Annotated in this window: 19 protein-coding genes and 1 pseudogene; 12 read left to right on the plus strand and 8 right to left on the minus strand. The window is 72.4% G+C overall.

Annotated elements, in window-relative coordinates; all coding sequences use genetic code 11:
* Positions 1–30: 30 nt before the first annotated feature.
* Complete coding sequence (locus tag ACIQ9P_RS01360; protein WP_402347819.1) at positions 31–924, minus strand: transketolase family protein; 894 nt, start codon at positions 922–924, stop codon at positions 31–33.
* Between the two features lie 22 nt (positions 925–946).
* A complete protein-coding gene (locus tag ACIQ9P_RS01365) occupies positions 947–1,651 on the minus strand; it encodes a transketolase (RefSeq protein WP_402347822.1) in 705 nt (234 codons plus the stop codon).
* Positions 1,652–1,705: 54 nt separating this feature from the next.
* Here ACIQ9P_RS01365 and soxR point away from each other — a divergent pair, with 54 nt between their 5' ends.
* The 6 genes from soxR (at position 1,706) to ACIQ9P_RS01395 (ending at position 6,018) form a co-directional block, all read left to right on the plus strand.
* Positions 1,706–2,215: a redox-sensitive transcriptional activator SoxR gene (soxR, locus tag ACIQ9P_RS01370; protein ID WP_402347825.1), complete on the plus strand. Its 510-nt coding sequence runs from the start codon at positions 1,706–1,708 to the stop codon at positions 2,213–2,215.
* A gap of 95 nt (positions 2,216–2,310) precedes the next feature.
* Positions 2,311–3,162 carry a M23 family metallopeptidase gene (locus ACIQ9P_RS01375; protein ID WP_402347828.1) on the plus strand — a complete coding sequence of 284 codons (852 nt, stop codon included), beginning with the start codon at positions 2,311–2,313 and terminating at the stop codon, positions 3,160–3,162.
* Between the two features lie 40 nt (positions 3,163–3,202).
* Positions 3,203–3,679, plus strand: a complete 477-nt coding sequence (locus tag ACIQ9P_RS01380) for a cupredoxin domain-containing protein (protein WP_402347831.1) — start codon at positions 3,203–3,205, stop codon at positions 3,677–3,679.
* Positions 3,680–3,741: 62 nt separating this feature from the next.
* Entirely contained in the window at positions 3,742–4,479 is a 738-nt protein-coding gene (locus tag ACIQ9P_RS01385) for an AAA family ATPase (protein WP_402347834.1), read from the plus strand.
* Positions 4,480–4,790: 311 nt separating this feature from the next.
* A complete protein-coding gene (locus ACIQ9P_RS01390) occupies positions 4,791–5,372 on the plus strand; it encodes a hypothetical protein (protein ID WP_402347837.1) in 582 nt (193 codons plus the stop codon).
* 37 nt (positions 5,373–5,409) lie between these two features.
* Positions 5,410–6,018, plus strand: a complete 609-nt coding sequence (locus tag ACIQ9P_RS01395) for an RICIN domain-containing protein (protein WP_402347840.1) — start codon at positions 5,410–5,412, stop codon at positions 6,016–6,018.
* Between the two features lie 231 nt (positions 6,019–6,249).
* Here ACIQ9P_RS01395 and ACIQ9P_RS01400 read toward each other — a convergent pair whose 3' ends face one another.
* Positions 6,250–7,140 carry an oxidoreductase gene (locus tag ACIQ9P_RS01400; protein WP_402347843.1) on the minus strand — a complete coding sequence of 297 codons (891 nt, stop codon included), beginning with the start codon at positions 7,138–7,140 and terminating at the stop codon, positions 6,250–6,252.
* Positions 7,141–7,207: 67 nt separating this feature from the next.
* Between ACIQ9P_RS01400 and ACIQ9P_RS01405 the strand changes: the two genes are divergently transcribed.
* Entirely contained in the window at positions 7,208–7,876 is a 669-nt protein-coding gene (locus ACIQ9P_RS01405; RefSeq protein WP_402347846.1) for a DNA-binding response regulator, read from the plus strand.
* Between the two features lie 68 nt (positions 7,877–7,944).
* Here the strand turns inward: ACIQ9P_RS01405 and ACIQ9P_RS01410 are convergent, their stop codons facing one another.
* Entirely contained in the window at positions 7,945–8,283 is a 339-nt protein-coding gene (locus ACIQ9P_RS01410) for a hypothetical protein (protein WP_402347849.1), read from the minus strand.
* A 263-nt stretch (positions 8,284–8,546) separates the two neighbouring features.
* Positions 8,547–8,963: an ATP-binding protein gene (locus tag ACIQ9P_RS01415; RefSeq protein ID WP_402347852.1), complete on the minus strand. Its 417-nt coding sequence runs from the start codon at positions 8,961–8,963 to the stop codon at positions 8,547–8,549.
* Positions 8,964–9,188: 225 nt separating this feature from the next.
* Here ACIQ9P_RS01415 and ACIQ9P_RS01420 point away from each other — a divergent pair, with 225 nt between their 5' ends.
* Both ACIQ9P_RS01420 and ACIQ9P_RS01425 read left to right on the plus strand, forming a co-directional pair.
* Positions 9,189–10,043, plus strand: coding sequence for a helix-turn-helix domain-containing protein (locus ACIQ9P_RS01420; RefSeq protein ID WP_402347855.1), 855 nt, complete (start codon positions 9,189–9,191; stop codon positions 10,041–10,043).
* Positions 10,040–10,231: a DUF397 domain-containing protein gene (locus ACIQ9P_RS01425; RefSeq protein ID WP_402347858.1), complete on the plus strand. Its 192-nt coding sequence runs from the start codon at positions 10,040–10,042 to the stop codon at positions 10,229–10,231. Before ACIQ9P_RS01420 ends, ACIQ9P_RS01425 begins: the two co-directional genes overlap by 4 nt.
* A gap of 131 nt (positions 10,232–10,362) precedes the next feature.
* On the opposite strand, the gene ACIQ9P_RS01430 is transcribed toward ACIQ9P_RS01425, so the two are convergent.
* Together ACIQ9P_RS01430 and ACIQ9P_RS01435 are read right to left on the minus strand one after the other, a co-directional pair.
* Complete coding sequence (locus ACIQ9P_RS01430; RefSeq protein ID WP_402347860.1) at positions 10,363–11,031, minus strand: DUF1963 domain-containing protein; 669 nt, start codon at positions 11,029–11,031, stop codon at positions 10,363–10,365.
* A 594-nt stretch (positions 11,032–11,625) separates the two neighbouring features.
* Positions 11,626–12,084: an RICIN domain-containing protein gene (locus ACIQ9P_RS01435; protein WP_402347863.1), complete on the minus strand. Its 459-nt coding sequence runs from the start codon at positions 12,082–12,084 to the stop codon at positions 11,626–11,628.
* 396 nt (positions 12,085–12,480) lie between these two features.
* On the opposite strand from ACIQ9P_RS01435, the gene ACIQ9P_RS01440 reads away from it, so the two are divergent.
* The gene (locus ACIQ9P_RS01440) at positions 12,481–13,566 is read left to right on the plus strand and encodes a DNA alkylation repair protein (protein ID WP_402347866.1); all 1,086 of its coding nucleotides are present in this window, start codon (positions 12,481–12,483) and stop codon (positions 13,564–13,566) included.
* A 590-nt stretch (positions 13,567–14,156) separates the two neighbouring features.
* A complete protein-coding gene (locus ACIQ9P_RS01445) occupies positions 14,157–14,735 on the plus strand; it encodes a Uma2 family endonuclease (RefSeq protein ID WP_402349800.1) in 579 nt (192 codons plus the stop codon).
* Between the two features lie 219 nt (positions 14,736–14,954).
* On the opposite strand, the pseudogene ACIQ9P_RS01450 reads toward ACIQ9P_RS01445, so the two are convergent.
* Positions 14,955–16,163: pseudogene (locus tag ACIQ9P_RS01450) on the minus strand (MFS transporter); the annotation flags it as partial.
* A gap of 63 nt (positions 16,164–16,226) precedes the next feature.
* On the opposite strand from ACIQ9P_RS01450, the gene ACIQ9P_RS01455 reads away from it, so the two are divergent.
* Entirely contained in the window at positions 16,227–16,622 is a 396-nt protein-coding gene (locus ACIQ9P_RS01455; protein ID WP_402347869.1) for a MerR family transcriptional regulator, read from the plus strand.
* Positions 16,623–16,807 lie beyond the last annotated feature (185 nt).

The raw sequence follows: 16,807 nt of genomic DNA on the forward strand, positions 1-16,807 counted from the left end.
CGCGCGGGAGGCGCGCGCCGGTGGCCCGCGCTACTTCAGGAAGCCGTCGATCCGCTCCCGCAGACCGTGCGCGTCCAGCCCGTAGGCGGCCAGGTGCTCCGGGATCGACCCGTACTGCCGGTGCTCGGCCTGCGGCACACCGAGGGGCAGCACCCGGTGCGGCCGGTCGGCGAGCGCCTCGTGCGCCGCGTTGGCGGAGGTCCCGGCCAGGTACGGCTCGACCAGCACCACGTCCGCCCGCCGTTCGGTGGCGGCCCGCAGCGCGGCGCCGTCGAACGGCCGGACGGTGGCCGCGTACAGCACGGTGACGTCCAGGTTGGCGGTGGCGGCGAGCACGGCGTCAAGCATCGGGCCGACCGCGACCACCGTGCCCCGGCCGCCCTCGCGGACGACCGCGAACCGGCCCGGCTCGACCTTCACCGCCCGCTCGTTCTGGTGGGCGGACAGCCGGACGTACACCTTGCGGTCGCCGTCGGCCACCGCGTGCCGCAGCAGCCGCTCCGCCTCGTCCGGGTGGCCGGGCACGTGCACCGTCCAGTCGGCCAGGGTGTCCAGCAGGGCGACGTCGCCCGGCGCCATGTGGGTACGGCCGCCGGCCGGCCAGTCGTAGGAGCCGGCCGCGCTCACCAGCACCGCGCCGACGCCCTGGTGGTTGAGGTCCAGCTTGACCTGCTCGAACGGCCGCTCGATCAGGAAGCTGGCGAAGGTGTGGGCGATCGGCCGCATCCCGCTCAGCGCCAGTCCGGCGGCGGCGCCGATCAGCAGTTGCTCCCGGATGCCGACGTTGACCAGTCGGTCCGGGTGCCGCTCGGCGGCCTTCTGGAAGGCCGCGGCGCTGATGTCCGCGAGGACGACGGCGAGCCGGGGGTCCTCGTCCAGCAGGCCGGAAGTGACCTCGATGAAGCGGTCGCGCATGGTGTCCATGGGTGTTCGGGCCCTTTCCGGCTCAGGAGTTCTTCGGTTCGACGCGGGCGACCACGACCCGTGGCCGGCCCGGGTGCGCGGCGGTGTACGCCGCGTACAGGGCCTCGTGGTCCCGGCCGTCCACGGTCTCCGCCGACCAGCCCTCGGCGGCGAAGCGCGCCGCGATGCCGCCCCGCCAGCCGTGCGTGGCGGAGGAGTTGTCGATCACCAGGGCGTGCAGCCGGTCCAGGCCGTAGGCCCCGGCGAAGGCCACCGCCTCGTGGTTGGAGCCCTCGTCGAACTCCGCGTCGCCGAGCAGCACCCACACCGCCGGGTCCTCCAGTCCCTGGGCGCGCAGGCCCAGCGCGGTACCGACCCCGATCGGCAGTCCGTGGCCCAGCGAGCCCGAGCTGATCTCCACCCCGGGGACCAGCAGCCGGTCCGGGTGGTGACCGAGCGGCGAGTCGTACGCGCCGAAGCTGGGCAGCACCTCCCGGTCGAGGAAGCCCTTGGCCGCCAGCACCGCGTAGTACGCCATCGGGCCGTGGCCCTTGGAGAGCAGGAAGCGGTCCCGGTCCTGGGCCCGCGCCGTCTCCGGGGTGACCCGCAGCACCCGGTCGTAGAGCACCCAGAGGGCGTCCAGGGTGGAGGTCGCGGCCGGGCCGTGCTTCTCGTCTCCGGTCATCAGCGCCATCAGGTGCGGCAGTTCGCCGAAACCGGAGCTCGTGGTTCGGGTGCGGTTCGTCATGCGTCGATGCTGCAACCTGAAGTCGGCTTCAAGTCAAGCGCTACAGTGTCACCCATGATCGCCAACCGGCCGAGCCGCCACGACCTGCTCACCATCGGCCAGCTCTCCGAGCGGAGCGGCCTGGCCACCTCCGCGCTGCGCTACTACGAGCGACTGGGACTGATCCACGCCACCCGCACCACCGGCAACCAGCGCCGCTACACCCGCGGCACCCTGCGCCGGATCGCCTTCGTCCGCGCCGCCCAACGGGTCGGACTCTCCCTGGACGAGGCCAAGGTCGCCCTCGACCGCCTCCCCGAGCACCGCGCCCCCAGCGGCACCGAGTGGGACGGCGTCGCGCAGTCCTGGCAGAGCCGGATCGACGAGCAGATCACCGAGCTGGAGCGGCTCAAGGCCAAGCTCAGCGGCTGCATCGGCTGCGGCTGCCTGTCGCTCACCCGCTGCGGGCTCTACAACGCCGCCGACCGCGCAGGCGCGGCCGGCCCCGGCGCCCGCTACCTGCTCACCCGCGACCCGGCCACCGGCCCCGAGCCCGCCCCGGCGGACGGGCCCGACAGCGTCTGACCACCGGACCGTGACGCCGTGCGGCACCACTCCGCGCGGCACCGCTCCACTCCGCACGCCCCCCTCGACACGCCCCTCTCGGAAGGACACCGCCGTTGTCGACCCTCCGGAAGTACCACGGCCCGGTCTTCGGCGCCGGCACTCTCTGCATCCTGCTGAACGCCTTGGTCGGCACCGGCGGCGTCGGTGCCCTCTGGCTGGCCGGGGTCGCCCTGCTGGCCGTCGGCGGACTGCTGCGGTGGTCCCTGGTCCGGTGGCAGCGGCCGCGCGGCGAACGGGAGCCGCGCCCGGTCGACGTCCCGGTCGAGGGCCGCTGGACGGCGCGGAACGGCCCGGCCACCAAGGTCCCCAGCCACACCCACGGCCACGCCCAGACCTACGCCATCGACCTCGTCCTCGCGCCCGCCGAGGGCGAGCCGCAGGGCCCGCCGTTCCGGATGCTCGCGCCGTTCGGCCACCGCCCGGAGCGCTACCCGTCCTTCGGGCTGCCGGTACTGGCGCCCGCCGACGGCACCGTGGTCGCCGTCGAGACCCGGATGCGGGACCACTGGTCGCGGGCATCCCTGCCCGCGTTCGGCTACCTCTACCTGGAGGGCTTCGTCCGCGGCCTCGGCCGGCCCCGGCACCTGTGGGGGAACTTCGTACTGCTCGACCTCGGCGACGGCGTGGTGGCCGGCCTCGCCCATCTGCGCCGGGGCTCGCCCTGCGTCACGGTCGGCGACCGGGTCCGGGCCGGGCAGCGGCTCGGCGAGTGCGGCAACTCGGGCAACTCCTCCGAACCGCACCTGCACTTCCAGCTGATGGACGGGCCGGACCCGGAGCTGGCGCGCGGGGTGCCGTTCCGGTGGAGCTACCGCGACGACGCCGGGGCGGACCGGTCGGGGGTGCCGGAGGACGCCGCGGTGTTCACGGCGCGCCCGCTGCGAGAGCCGTCCGGCGGGCTCTAGCGTGGGCGGGTCGCCGCAGGTAGTGAGGCTGGAGCCGCTGATGATCCGCCGTTCGTTCCGTTCGCCCCGTCCTTCCCGGACCGCCCTGGCCGCCGTGATGTCGGCCTGGCTGCTGCTCGGGGCCGCCGGCTGTTCGAGCGGCAGCGGGGGCGGGGGCGGCTCCTCCTCGCCTGCCGTCTCCTCACCGGCCGCCACTTCGCCGGCCGCCTCCTCCCCCGCCGCCGCCTCGTCCTCCGCCTCCTCCTCCGCGCCGGCCGGGGCGGTGACCGTGACGATCAAGGACTTCCTGTTCGGCCCCGCCACCCTCACCGTCGCCCCGGGCACCAGCATCACGGTCACCAACCAGGACTCCACCGGTCACACCCTGACCGCCATCGCGCCCAACGCCGGGGCGTTCGACACCGGCCTGCTGGAACAGGGCCGGTCGGCCACCATCACCGCCCCCACCGCCCCCGGCTCGTACCCGTTCCACTGCGACGTCCACCCGACCATGACGGGCACCCTCGTCGTCCAGTGACCGTTCGTGTCGGACCCACCGCCTAGCCTCGGGACAGCACTGCCCGCAGGAAAGGCCCGCCCGTGATCGTCGACCGCATCCGCGTCCACCCCCAGCTCGTCGGTACCGAGGAACGTGACGAGTGGCCCTGGACGGTGCCCTGCGTGGGCGAGCTGCTCGGGGCCGGGGTGGCACTGCCCGCGCCCGTGACCTTCCTGGTCGGTGAGAACGGCAGCGGCAAGTCGACCCTGGTCGAGGCGGTGGCGGAGGCGTTCGGCCTGGACTCCTACGGCGGGCGCGGCGGCTCCCGCTACGCCTCGCCGCGCGAGAAGAGCGTTCTCGGCGGGCGCCTCCACCTCGACTACACCCCGCGCGGGCTCGCCATGGCCTCGGGCCCGCGCGCCAAGCGGCGCGGCTTCTTCCTGCGGGCCGAGACGGCGATGCGGATGATGGACGAGAAGCAGGGCTGGCCGGGCTACTGGGAGGAGCGCACCGACCTGATGAGCCACGGCGAGGGTTTCCTCACCGTCTTCGAGTCGATGTTCCGGGGGCCCGGCTTCTACGTGCTGGACGAGCCGGAAGCGGCGCTGTCGTTCACCTCCAGCCTGCGGCTGGTCGCCCTGCTCGCCGAGCTGGGCCGCGGCGGCGCCCAGGTGGTCTGCGCGACCCACTCCCCGATCCTGGCGTCCGTGCCGGGAGCGGCGGTCCTGGAGGTCGGCGAGCACGGGATCGCGGAGACCGCGTGGAAGGACCTCGCGATCGTCGACCACTGGCGCCGCTACCTGGAACGGCCGGAGGCGTACCTGCGGCACCTGCTCTGAGCCGGACGCGCGGGCAGTGGCCGGCGGCCGGCCGGATCCTGCGCCGACCGCCGGCCCGTCGCACCGGGACGCCCCGGACGGCCCCGTTCTCCCCCCAGAGTCATGGGATACCGGGGCCCTGTTCCCCGATGACAGACTCCCGATGACTCCGGGCGCGGGGGAACCACCGGAGCACTCCGCCCCCGCGCCATTGCTTGTCATGTATGTGACATTCCTTTCTCCGCCATGAGCCCGAGGAGTTCACACTGAACCGCACCGGTTTCCTCCGCCGCACCACCGGCCACACCGCTCTGGTCCTGAGCGCCCTCACGATGGTCTGCACGCTCGGTACCGGAACGGCCGACGCCACCCCGATCGGGCGGCCCCCGACGACCACCTGCAACCCGGCCACCGAGCCGGTCTGGATCGAGGTCACCGCCGCCCAGGTCGACCCCGTGGTCACCGACTTCCTGGCGGTGAACGTCGCCGAGGGGACGACCGGCCAGCGCACCGAGACCCTGACCCGGGTCGACTCGGTCACGACCACGGTCAACACCAGCACCGAGATCACGGCCGGCTTCTCCGTGCTCTTCGTCAAGGTGCAGGCCAAGGTCGGCTTCTCCGTCCAGAGCACCACGTCGAGCACGACGACCTCCCAGATCACCTCCACCTGGAATTTCAACAAACCCGGCTACTACGGCCTCTACCGCGGCACCCGCCGGGTGCAGGGCTCCTGGGTGAAGTACCTGTGCGCCGAGACCGGCCCGAACACCGGCGTGTGGGTCAACGCGCTCAGGGAGGGCGTCGGCACGTTCACCACCTACGAGACGCCCGAGATCGGCACGGTCGTCTGCACCGTGCCGGAGCCCGCCGCCACCCTGCGCCGCGTCGCCCAGATGCGGTTGGGGTGCTGATCACCCGATGAAGCGCGAACGGACGAAGGAGCCCACCATGACCGGCACATCACCCCGCGTCCGCCGGGCCGCCCGGCGCTTCCCGCACCGGGCCCGGACGGCCGTCAGGATCACCCTCGCCACCACGATCCTCCTGGTCACGGCGGCCATGGCGACGAGCCCCGCGAGCGCCGGCACCCAGCGCGTGACCGAGCGGCCCTGGAACGGGTTGATCTGCGACGGGTACTACCTGCGGATCGAAACACCCACGCCGGGCATGGCGCTGGAGTACGACATCGCCGCCGCCGACAAGGCGATCTACCAGCGCCCGCGGACGAACGCGCCCACCCAGCTGTGGGAAGCCTGCCGCACGGCCGTTGACCCGAAATCCGACTACGTCTTCAGGTCCAAGGCGGACGGCCGCTGCATCACCCTCTGGAACAGCTACCAGTTGGAGGGGCACTGGTTCTCCGTCGACCGCTGCGACGGCGTCATCGGCGACAACCAGAAGTTCTGGCGCAACCAGGACACGGGCTCCCCCATGATCACGCTCCAGGTCCAGCACAGCAAGCAGTGGATGGCGATCCAGGGCGACTTCGCCGGCAACGGCTCGCACGTCGCCCAGTACGCGAACCGCGCCACCGCCTTCACCTTCGTGGTGCTCTGACCCGAATCCGCGGACAGCGGCCGAGGTCGACGGCCGCCACGACGGCAGGCGCGTCTCCGGTTCGGGAGGATCGAGGCCCCCACGCCCGATCGGTTCGACCCCGGAGGCGCGCCTGCCCCCGGTCGTCCACCACCACCACCCGCGGATCCGGCTCGGCGCAGGTCCCCGGGAACGGTCGCCCCCGATCGGGGCACCGCGCGGCCGCGGCCGGGACCACGCCCCGCGCCCCGCTCAGGCGCGCAGCTCCGCCAGGTCCTCCGCACCGAGCACGAGACCGCCCGCCGCGAGGTTCTCCTCCAGGTGGACGAGCGACCCGGTACCCGGAATCGCCAGCACCGACGGCGATTCCGCCAGCAGTGCGGCGAGCGCCACCTGCGACGTGGTCGCGCCCAGCCGGGCGGCGACCCGGCCGAGCCGTTCGCGGTCCAGCGGGACCAGGCCCCCGCCGAGCGGGAAGTACGGCACGTACGCGATACCCGCCGCCTCGCAGTCGGCCAGCAACCCCGCACCGTTCTCGGTCGAGTTGTTCTGCACCGCCGCGACGGGCGCGACCGACCGCGCCTCGGCGAGCTGGGCGGCGCTGACGTTGCTCACGCCCAGGTGCCGGATCAGTCCCTGCTCGCGGAGCTCGGCGAGCGCCGCGAACCGGTCCGCGACCGACTCGGCGTCCGGCCCGGTCAGCCCGCCCACCCGCAGGTAGACCAGGTCCAGCCGGTCCAGTCCGAGGGCCCTCAGATCGGCCTCCACCAGTCCGCGCAGCTGACCCGGCGTCGCGTGCCCGGTCGGCACACCGTCCGGACCGGGCAGCGGACCGACCTTGGTGGCGATCACCAGGTCGTCCCGGTACGGGGTCAGCGCCCGGCGGATCAGTTCGTTCGCGCGCACCGCGCCGCGGTTGTAGAAGCCGGCCGTGTCGATGTGGTTCACCCCGAGCTCGACGGCGCGCCGGAGCACCGCGATGCCGGTCGCCGGATCCCGCGGCGGGCCGTCGAAGGTGCCGGCGGCGAGGCGCATCGCGCCGAGGCCGAGCCGGTCGACGGGGAGGTCGCCGCCGAGGAGGAATGTCGTGGTCGTCGTGGTCGTCGTGGTCGTCGTGGTCGTCGTGGTCGTCGTGGTCGTCATACGTCCCATGCTGTCCGCCACCGCGAACCCCGGCGAGACCGTGGCCAGTTGCTGCCAGACTGGACGGATGAGCAATGAGCAGGTGTTCACGGTCCACGGCGACGCGGAACTGACCGCGCGCGCCGGCCATCTCTTCGAGTCCGCACGGACCGAGTTCCTGTGCGCGGCCAGGGACCTCCGCACCTGGTCCCGACCGGAGGCAAGGGCCGCGATCCGGACCCGGATGCGGGACGCCGCCGCGCCCGGCTTCACCACCCGCAAGCTCCTCAGCCCGGTCGCCCTCGCCGACGAGGAGGCCCGGGTCCACCTGCGGCTGGTGCAGAGCGCGGGAGCCCTCGTCCGGATCAGCGGCTCACCGCTGCCGCACGAGACCATCCTCATCGACCGGCGGGTGATGATCCTGGCGGGCCGGGAGAACCCCGCCGGCCGCGAGTACACCGTGACCACGTCGCAGGCCCTGATCGACGGCGTGCACGCGCTCTTCCAGGCCGCCTGGGACAGCGCCGCCGACCTCGACGTCTACCTGTCCGGCGACGCCCCGCACCTCGACACGGACGGCCGCACGATCCTCCGCTCCCTCGCCTCCGGGCTCACCGACGAGGTGGCGGCCCGGCGGCTCGGCGTCTCGCTGCGCACCTACCGGCGGCGGGTGTCCGAACTGATGGCACGGCTCGAAGCCGGCTCCCGCTTCCAGGCCGGCCTGCGCGCGGGAGAGTTGGGACTGCGCCGGGCGTAGCCGCCGGCGTGCGGCACGGTCGCGCCGCCGCCCCCTGAGCCAGGGCGGCGGCGCGGTCGATCACGGCGTCACGGGGTGTAACTGACCCAGCCCTGCTTGGGGGTGGTGTTCGGCGGGCAGTACACGCGGACGTTCAGGAAGGTGGTGTACGGGCCGACGGTCCGGGTGGAGTTGTCGGAGCAGCTGATGTTCACCCACCACTTGGTGGTGCCGGTGGCCGAGCAGGAGACGTTGTAGTACCACTGGGTGCCGTCCTGGCCGAACGACCCGGTGCTGCAGTTGATGCTGTCGAGCCGGGTCGGCGAGCCGCTCTGCGCGCTCGCGGCCGGCGCCGTGACGACCGCGGCCGCGGCGACGCCGGCCAGCAGACAGCCGGCCAGGCTGATCCTCTTGGTGTTCCTGCGCACGATGGTTCCGTCCTCGTTGTCGGTGGTGGCAGAACGTGCCGCTGTGACCCGCGGCCGGGATGTGCCTCGGCGAATATAGGGAGGGAGTGTGAAGTTCCGCATATGACAGGGGAATTGTCGTCAGGGTTGCCTTGTACTGCCGATTCGCCCCCGCAACCCGGGGCGCCCGGAGTGCCACGAGCCTGACGGGTCACCCGTTCCGCGGAAGCCGTGCACCAACCACCGTCCCAACGGCCGGAATCCGCCGTTCCTTCGCTGTCGGACTACGGCGCGATCTCCACCCAGACGATCTTCCCCACGCCCTCGCGGGGGCAGCAACCCCATCTCTGCGCCAGCAACTTGACGAGCACCAGACCGCGCCCGGACTCGTCCTCGCCCGACACCGCCCGCAGCACCGGCCCCCGTTCGCCGCGCGCGTCGTGCACCTCGATCCGCAGCCGCCGCCGGTCGACATCGAGGACGAGGTGGACCCGGCGCCCCAGCGGTGTGCCGTGCAGGACGGCGTTCGTCACGAGTTCGCTGACGAGCAACTGCCCGGCATCGAAGAAGCGTTCGCCCCCAGGAGCGGCGGCGAGCAGGTTTCCGAGGAGCCGCCGCGCCTCCCCGGGCGAGCGCCGGCTACGCGGCAGCCAGGCGGAGAGGGAGGAGGAGGGAGAGGGGGAGGAGTTGCAGGAGGACATGGCGGATTCACCTTCCGCGTACAGGGAGTTGGGGCATGGGGATGCCCGGCGACCGGCCGCTTGATCACTCAGAGGGCCCGGTTCGTCACTTCATGTAGTGTGCACCTCGCAGCTGATTGTGCGCAAGCGCATCTGATCTGCAATTGCAGTCTCTGCCATCATGGTTGAGGCTCGAAGAGGGGTGGCAGACTATGCAAGAACCCGAACAGGCAGGGAGTGTGACGAGTGAGCAGTCCGACCGTGCTGCGGCGTAGGCTCGGCGGTGAGCTTGGCAAGTTGCGCTCGTCACGCGACATGAGCGCCAAGGACGTGGCCGCCGCCCTCGGCTGGTCCGCCTCCAAGCTGAGCCGGATCGAGAGTGGCCTCGTGTCACTACAAGAGCGCGACGCGGCGAAGCTGTTGACGCATTACGGGATTACTTCACCCGAAGAGGTGAAGCAGTTCCTGAAACTCACGAGGCAGAGTCGGCAACAGGGCTGGTGGCACGCCTACGGTGACGCCCTGCCCGACTGGTTTCGGGCCTACGTCGGCTTCGAGGCGGATGCCACGAAGATCGTCACGTACCAGTGCGAGCTCGTCCCGGGACTCCTGCAGACGGAGGCATACGCCAGGCACGTCATCCGAGCCATGAATCCAACGGAGTCCACTCCCGAGATCGAGCGCCGCGTGGCTCTCCGGATGGATCGCCAGCAGATCCTTGAGCGGCAGGATCCGCCCCAGTTCTGGGCCATCATCGGCGAGGCTGTCATTCGGCGCCCCGTGGGCGACGACTCGTCCATGGCTGAGCAGTTGAACCATCTCGCGACCATGGCCGACGAGCGCCCCAACATCACCATCCAGATTCTTCCGTTCGCGGCAGGTGCACACGCGGCCATGGGCTCATCGTTCTCGGTCCTGTCATTCAGTGACATTCCCGGCAGCGTGGCCTACTCCGAGGCAACAACGAGCAGCACCTATGCGGAACGGCCCTCCGAGGTCGCAAGACACGACGACACATTCCTTCGCCTCATGGCCGCATCAGTACAGCCCGAGAAATCCATCACTTGGTTGAGGAAAGTTGCAGAGGAGTACGAGCAATGAAGCAGTGGCGCAAGAGCAGTTACAGCAATGGTCAGGGCGACTGCATAGAGGTCGCCGACGAGCTGCCGGACATAGTCCCCATCCGTGACAGCAAGGACCCTCACGGACCTACCCTCACCTTCACCGCCACTGCCTGGACGTCGTTCCTCGCCGCCGTCCGCACCGGCGAACTCCCCACCCAGCCGTGAACACCGGGCGGCTCCTGCGACCACCGCAGGAGCCGCCGACACCACGACCTCCGGGAGGGACCCCGTCGCACCTGCCAACGCAGCCCGGCGACTTCCCGCCCACCCGCAATGACGTCACCGGTCGCGCTGCCTCAGGAACAGTCCCAGTGGTGGTCGACCGGGCGGCCCGGGCACGACCCGCACTCGAAGATGTAGACGCCGCCCGCGTCGCCGAACATCACCTGGGCCGGACTGTGCGCGCTGCGGCCCCCGGTGGCGTCGCGGCGCTCCTCGCCGGTCTCGCTGTCCCGGTCCTCCAGCGGGAGCCAGGTGCGGTACGACATACCGTCGTACTCCCAGCTCTTCACCGTCAGAAGATGGTCCATCGTCCGCCCGCAGGTCGGGCAGTCCGGCCAACCGGATTCCTGGGTCCAGCTCGGGTATCCGCCGAGCTTGATCCCCGGGGCCTCGGCCAGGTGGTAGCTGTACCACAGGCCGGTGCGGGCCTTCAGTTCCTCCATCCGGACACTCAGCGTGTCGCCCACCTCGTCCGGCATGTCCCAGCTCGGGTAGTCCGTCACCGGCTCGGGATGCAGCACGCACGGGGCCGGGATGCTGTCCTTGGGCGCCGTGGCGACGGTCGGCGGCGCGGCGTCGAGAACCGGCCCCACCGCGCCGGAACTCCGCCAGATCACCCGGGGCGTCGGCTCCGGGCAGGAGTCGACGATGAACGGGCACCAGAGCACCTGGAGCAGATCGGTCCCGGCGGGGAAGTCGAGCTGGGGGACGTCCCCGCGGTGGATCTGGACCACGGGCACCATGGGCACCGGCCCCTGCGTCCCGGGTTGGCCCCAGTGGCCAGGATGGTCCGTGCTCGGACAGAGCGGCCACGGCTCGTCGGCGGGCCACAGCAGCGGACCGCCGACCGAGCTCTCGGCCGGAGTCGGGCTTCCGGCTCGGGGGTGGAGGCGTATCGCTTCGCGGCGCAGCGGCGCCAGCTCGGGGAAGAGCTGCTCCACATCCACAGGGCGTTGCGGGGTCGTGCGGGCCATCGTCGTCTCCGGGGTGCGGTGTGCGGGGCGGTGGAGTCGCCACGGGTGGCCGGCTCGGCGGGAGCGGAGCCCGTTTTCCGGGCACCGGTCAGCCCGATCACGTACCGACTCGACCGGACGCCGAATCGACTCGGCGTCCATGGCTCCGATTCGATCACGCCCCACCGACAACCCGAACGGAACCGGTACAGGCCCGGCCGGCCAGGAGCGCAGCCCCGCGCGCAATGTGGTGATTCCCGTACCGGGACCCGCCGCATCGCGCGCGAAAACGCCCTCCCCGGAGATTGAGGCGCCGGGGAGGGCGTTCTTCATTCCCTTACTGGACGGGCCTTCCGTTCACGAGGCAATCGCCCCGATCGGGAATCAGTTCCACTTCTGGTAGTTGCCGCCGTTGCCGCCGATGGCGTAGACGTCGCCGTTCACGTTGCTGTCCAGGTAGCGGCCGGTCGCGACGTTGCGGTAGAAGGCGCCGTTGCCGCCCCAGCTCTTGACCCACTTCTGGTAGTTGCCGCCGTTGCAGCCCAGCGTGTAGACGTTGCCGGCACCGTTGCTGTCGAGGCAGCGGCCGGTGGCCAGGTTCTTGAAGGTGTAGGTCTCGTTGCCCTCGTCGCCGGCCCACCAGACCTGGTAGGAACCGCCGTTGGCGCCCAGCGTGTAGACGTTGCCGTTGCCGTTGCTGTCCAGGACACGGCTGGTGGCGAGGTTGGTCAGGGTGACGTAGCCGGAGGCGGCGCTGGCCGGTCCGGTGGACAGGAACGTCAGGCCGCCGGCCAGGACGGCCGTCGAGGCAGCAAGGGCAGCGGTGCGCTTGACGAGCTTCATCGCATTTCCTCCCGATGTCGACCGGCCCGTCTGACCGGTCGACGTCGAACTTATCCGCAGAATCACCACATCGGGCGACCGGATCTCCGGACATGTCCAGCTTCGGCCACCTGGAACTGGGTGATCCGGATTTCTCGGGCAGGAACGGAACAATTCCCGCCGGTAGATCGGTGGATATGACCGGACATTCCCGGGATCCGCGCCGGACAGACCGCACCGATACGGGATGTCATGACACGGCCAACCCAAAGCGGATGATCCGCGCATACCAGATCATTCGGCGCCCGGAGTCTTCGACCACGAACTTGGCCGGATCCGGTGGAACCTGCTGTTGTCCGAGCCGCCGCGTACCGTTCAACAGCCACCGCGAACCCGCACGTCACCAGGAGGCAACCCGTGCCCACGGCCGCCGAGATGATCGCCCCGCACACCGTCGCCGCGCTCGCCCGCTGCCTCGCCCGCACCGGCCCCGGCGTCACCACCGACGCCCTCGACAGCTGCGGCGCCGCCCTGGACCGGCTCGGCTTCCGCGAGCGCGTGACCGCGATCCGCGACGCCGTGCTCGCCGACCTCCCGCCCGGCTACCCGGAGTTCGAGCGGGTCCTGCGCGAGGCGCTGCGGGACGAGGAGTTCACCGGGTGGATGACCTTCCCCGTCGGCGAGGCCGTCGCCGTCCGTGGCCAGGACGCGTTCGAGCCCGCGCTCGCGCTGCTCGCCGCGCTCACCCCCCGGCACACCTCCGAGAGCGCCGTCCGCCCGTTCCTCCACGCCGACCAGGCCCGCGCGCTCACCGTCGTCACGCAGTGGACCGGGCACCCGGACCCGCACGTCCGGCGGCTCGCGAGCGAGGGCACCCGGCCCCGGCTGCCGTGGGCGCCGCAACTGCCCGCGCTGATCGTCGATCCGACACCCGCGCTGCCCCTGCTCGACGCGCTGTACCGGGACGAGTCCGAGTACGTGCGCCGCTCGGTCGCCAACCACCTCAACGACATCAGCCGCGACCACCCCGCCGTCGCCGTCGAAACCGCCGGGCGCTGGCTCGCCGACCCGGCGGCGACGACGCCGCAGCTGGTCCGGCACGGCCTGCGGACCCTGATCAAGGCGGGCCACCCGGAGGCGCTCACCCTGTTCGGCCACCGCCCGGACGCTCCGGTGACCGTCGACGGTCCGCACGTCCTCACCCCCGACCTCCGGCTCGGCGAGGACCTGGTGTTCGAGTACGCGGTGACCAACACCCACGACGGGAGCGTCAGCGTGGTGATCGACTACGTCGTGCACCACGTGAAGGCCAACGGCGGCCGGACACCCAAGGTCTTCAAGCTGACCACCCGCACCCTCGCGCCCGGCGAGACCCTGCGGGCGACCCGGCGGCACGCCGTGAAGCCGATCAGCACCCGGCGCTACCACGCCGGTCTGCACCTGCTGGAACTCCAGGTCAACGGCCGCCGCCACGGCGAGGGTTCGTTCACCCTGCACCTGTGACGGCCGCTCGTCCGGCGAGGTCCGCGAGAACGGCGTCCGCCAGCTCCTCGACGGACCGGCCGTCCCCCGCGTCCAGGGGCTCCGACCCGAGCAGCGGCAGCTCGGCGAGCAGCAGTTCCTGCGATCAACTCCTCGACGGCGAGGGTCCGGTATTGCTCGGCCACGTGCGACACCACCTCCCGCCCCGGCACCGGCCACGGCCGGCCGGGGTGGCGCGCCGGCGTGTCCGTCGTCCGGTACTCGAAGCCGAGCCGGTCCGCCAGCAGCCGGCCGAGCGCCGACTTCCCGGTGTTCGACGTGCCCCCGATCAGCACCACCCGCACACCGTCGTCCGTCATACGGCCGACCCTGTCCACCGACCCCGGCCCGCGCCCGCGCGCCGGAAGTCGGATCCGCCGACTCCCGGCGCGCAGGCTGCCCGGAGTGCGCCGAGAGCCACAACCTGCCCACTACCGCGCTGACCGGCTCGCACCGCCCACCTGCGGCTTCGCGCTGCCCGGTCCTGACCGGTCTGCCGGGCCGGTCAGCCGTACGAAGCCGTGAACCGGTACCGCCCGGCGTCCCGGTCGGGGACAATGAGGGAAGGCGCCATGTGGAAGGAAGGACTTGTGAGCGTTGCAGTTTCCGAGCACAGTGGGCCGTGGACGGTCGCGGACGTCCTCGCCCTGCCCGAGGACACCCGCCACCGGATCGAACTCGTCGGGGGAGCGCTGCTGATGAGTCCGAGTCCCGGGGTTCCGCATCAGCGCGCCAGCTCACGCCTGTGGGCGATCCTGGACGCCGCCGTCACCGCCTCGAACGCCCCCTTCGAGGTGTTGGAGGCCGTCAACGTCATCGTGCCCGACGGGCTGCTGATCCCCGACCTGGTCGTCGCCGACGCGGAGGCCGCCACCGAGGCCGGGAGCACCCTCGGCGCGCACGACATCGCCGTGGCCATCGAGATCGCCTCGCCCTCCACCCGCGTCGCCGACAAGAAGATGAAGCCGTCCCTGTATGCCGCAGCCGGGATCCCGCACTACTGGCGCATCGAGCTCGAACCCGCGCCACGCCTCTACCTCGGGCACCTCGAACGCGGTCTCTACGTCGACCGCCTCGTCCAGGTCGGCGAGACCGCCCGGCTCGACCACCCCTTCGCCCTCAGCCTCGACCCCGCGCGGCTGCGTCGGTAGCCGCAGGCAGCCGACTCGCACCACCGACGGTCCCGTCGTCCCCGTGCCCGTCCGTGCGGGCGGGCACGGGCTGCTGCCGGTCGAGCCGGGTGCCGACGTCCGCCGGCCGGCCGACGGGACCGGTCCCGCCCCCGCACCGGAAGTCGGACCCGCCGACTTCCCGAGCGCGAGGCGTCCGGCCAGGAACGGCGCCACGGCCGCGCACCCGGCCACGGCGATCATCGCGAGTCCCGCCCCGACCAGCACCGCGCGCGGCCCCAGAACTGCCGTCAGCGGACCGCCCAGGGTGGCGCCCGCCGGGGAGGCCGTCATCAGCACGGAGGACCGCAGGGCGAGGACGGAGGTGAGGGCGGGCGGCGGTGTGAGGTCCTGGAACAGGCCGAGCGACAGCGCGCCGTAGGGGCCGTACACCAGCCCGACCACGGCGAACCCGGCCACCGAGACCGCGGCCGGGCCGGGCGGCGCGAACGACAGCAGGGCGACGCCGTGCGCGGCGACGATCCCCAGCAGCACCCGCCGGACGGCGCCGCCGCGCAGCATGCCGACGGCCAGCGCACCCAGCACCGCCCCGACCCCGAAGGCCGCCCAGTAGGCGCCGAGCAGGCCCGGCCCGGCCGCCAGCTCCTGCCCGACGAACAGCGGCAGCGCGACCTCCACCGGGCCCCAGGCCAGATTGAACAGCCAGGTCAGCGCGAGCAGGGCGAGCAGCTCCGGCCTGGCCCGCAGCACCCGCAGTCCCTCGCCGCGCGGTACGGCCTCCCGGTCCGTCCGGTCCCGGTCCCGGGCGGGGGCGGGGGCGGGGGCGGCGACGGTGGACAGCCGCCCGGCGCCGACGGCCAGCACCGCGAACGACAGCGCGTCCAGCCCGAGCACCCAGGCCGGCGCGACCACCGCCGTCAGCGTCCCCGCCAGCGCCGGTCCGGCGATCATCGCCACCCAGCCGCTCGTACTGAGCAGCGCGTTGGCCGCCAGCCGGTGTCCGGCCGGGATCACCTCGGCCACCAGGGCGTACCGGGCACTCGCGCCCCAGCCGTGCAGCAGCGAGGAACCGGCCAGCAGGGCCAGCAGCAGCCAGGGCGCCAGCACGCCGAACCCCCATCCGACGGGGATCGCGCCGAGCAGCACCGCGCGCGTCCACGCGTCCGCCCGGATCAGCCGCCGGGCGGGCAGTCCGCGCAGCCATCGGCCGAGCAGCAGCGCACCGAGCGCACCGGGCAGGACATAGGCGGCGACGGCGGCCCCGACGAACAGTCCGGCCTGCCCGGGCGGGGCCAGTTCCAGCGCGAGCCACGGCACGGCGACGGCGCTCATGCCGTCCCCCAGGTCGGACACCGCCAGCGCGGGCAGCAGTCGGCGGAACGGGCCGGGGGCGAACAGCGGGCGGTACGCCGGGGGAAGCCGACGGAGCAGTGGTGCGGATGAGATCATGCCGGTCAGGCAAGCGGTTCACGCGCGCTTGAAGTCAAGCGGCACCGGGGAGCGGGGGCGGACGTGCGGGATGTGGGTATCGGGGAGCTGGCCCGGCAGACCGGGCTGCGGCCCTCGGCGCTGCGGTACTACGAGAGCCTCGGCCTGCTGCCCGCCGCCCGCCGCGAGGGCGGCCGCCGGGTCTGGCCGGCCGCCGCGCTGCGCCGGGTCGCCCTGATCCGGATGTCCCAGCGGGCGGGTTTCACGCTGGCCGAGATCCGGGGACTGCTGGACGACTCCACCACGCGCGGCACCACCCGCCAGTGGCGTGCCCTGGCCGAACGCAAGCTCCCCGAGCTCGACCTCGTGGTCCGGCAGACCCAGCGGCTCCGGGACGCCGTCGCGGCCTGCCTCGCCTGTGGCTGCATGAACTTCGCCGACTGCGAACTCCTCTCCACCGGTGCGGCCGACGACGGCTGAACGGACGGCGGAGCAGCCTCCGGAACGTGATCGACATGTGATCGGGCGCCCCTGTCCGGCGGGCTCCGGCGGCCTGCCCGAACACCCTTTCCCGGGCCTGCGGCACGGTGCGGCCGACCGCCCGCCCCGGTTTCCGGGGCCGGGCACGGAGGCCGTCCGGCCGGGGCCGCAGCAGGGCTCAACGG

The sequence above is a fragment of the Kitasatospora sp. NPDC094019 genome, assembly GCF_044764505.1.
In the GTDB taxonomy this organism is placed as follows: domain Bacteria; phylum Actinomycetota; class Actinomycetes; order Streptomycetales; family Streptomycetaceae; genus Kitasatospora.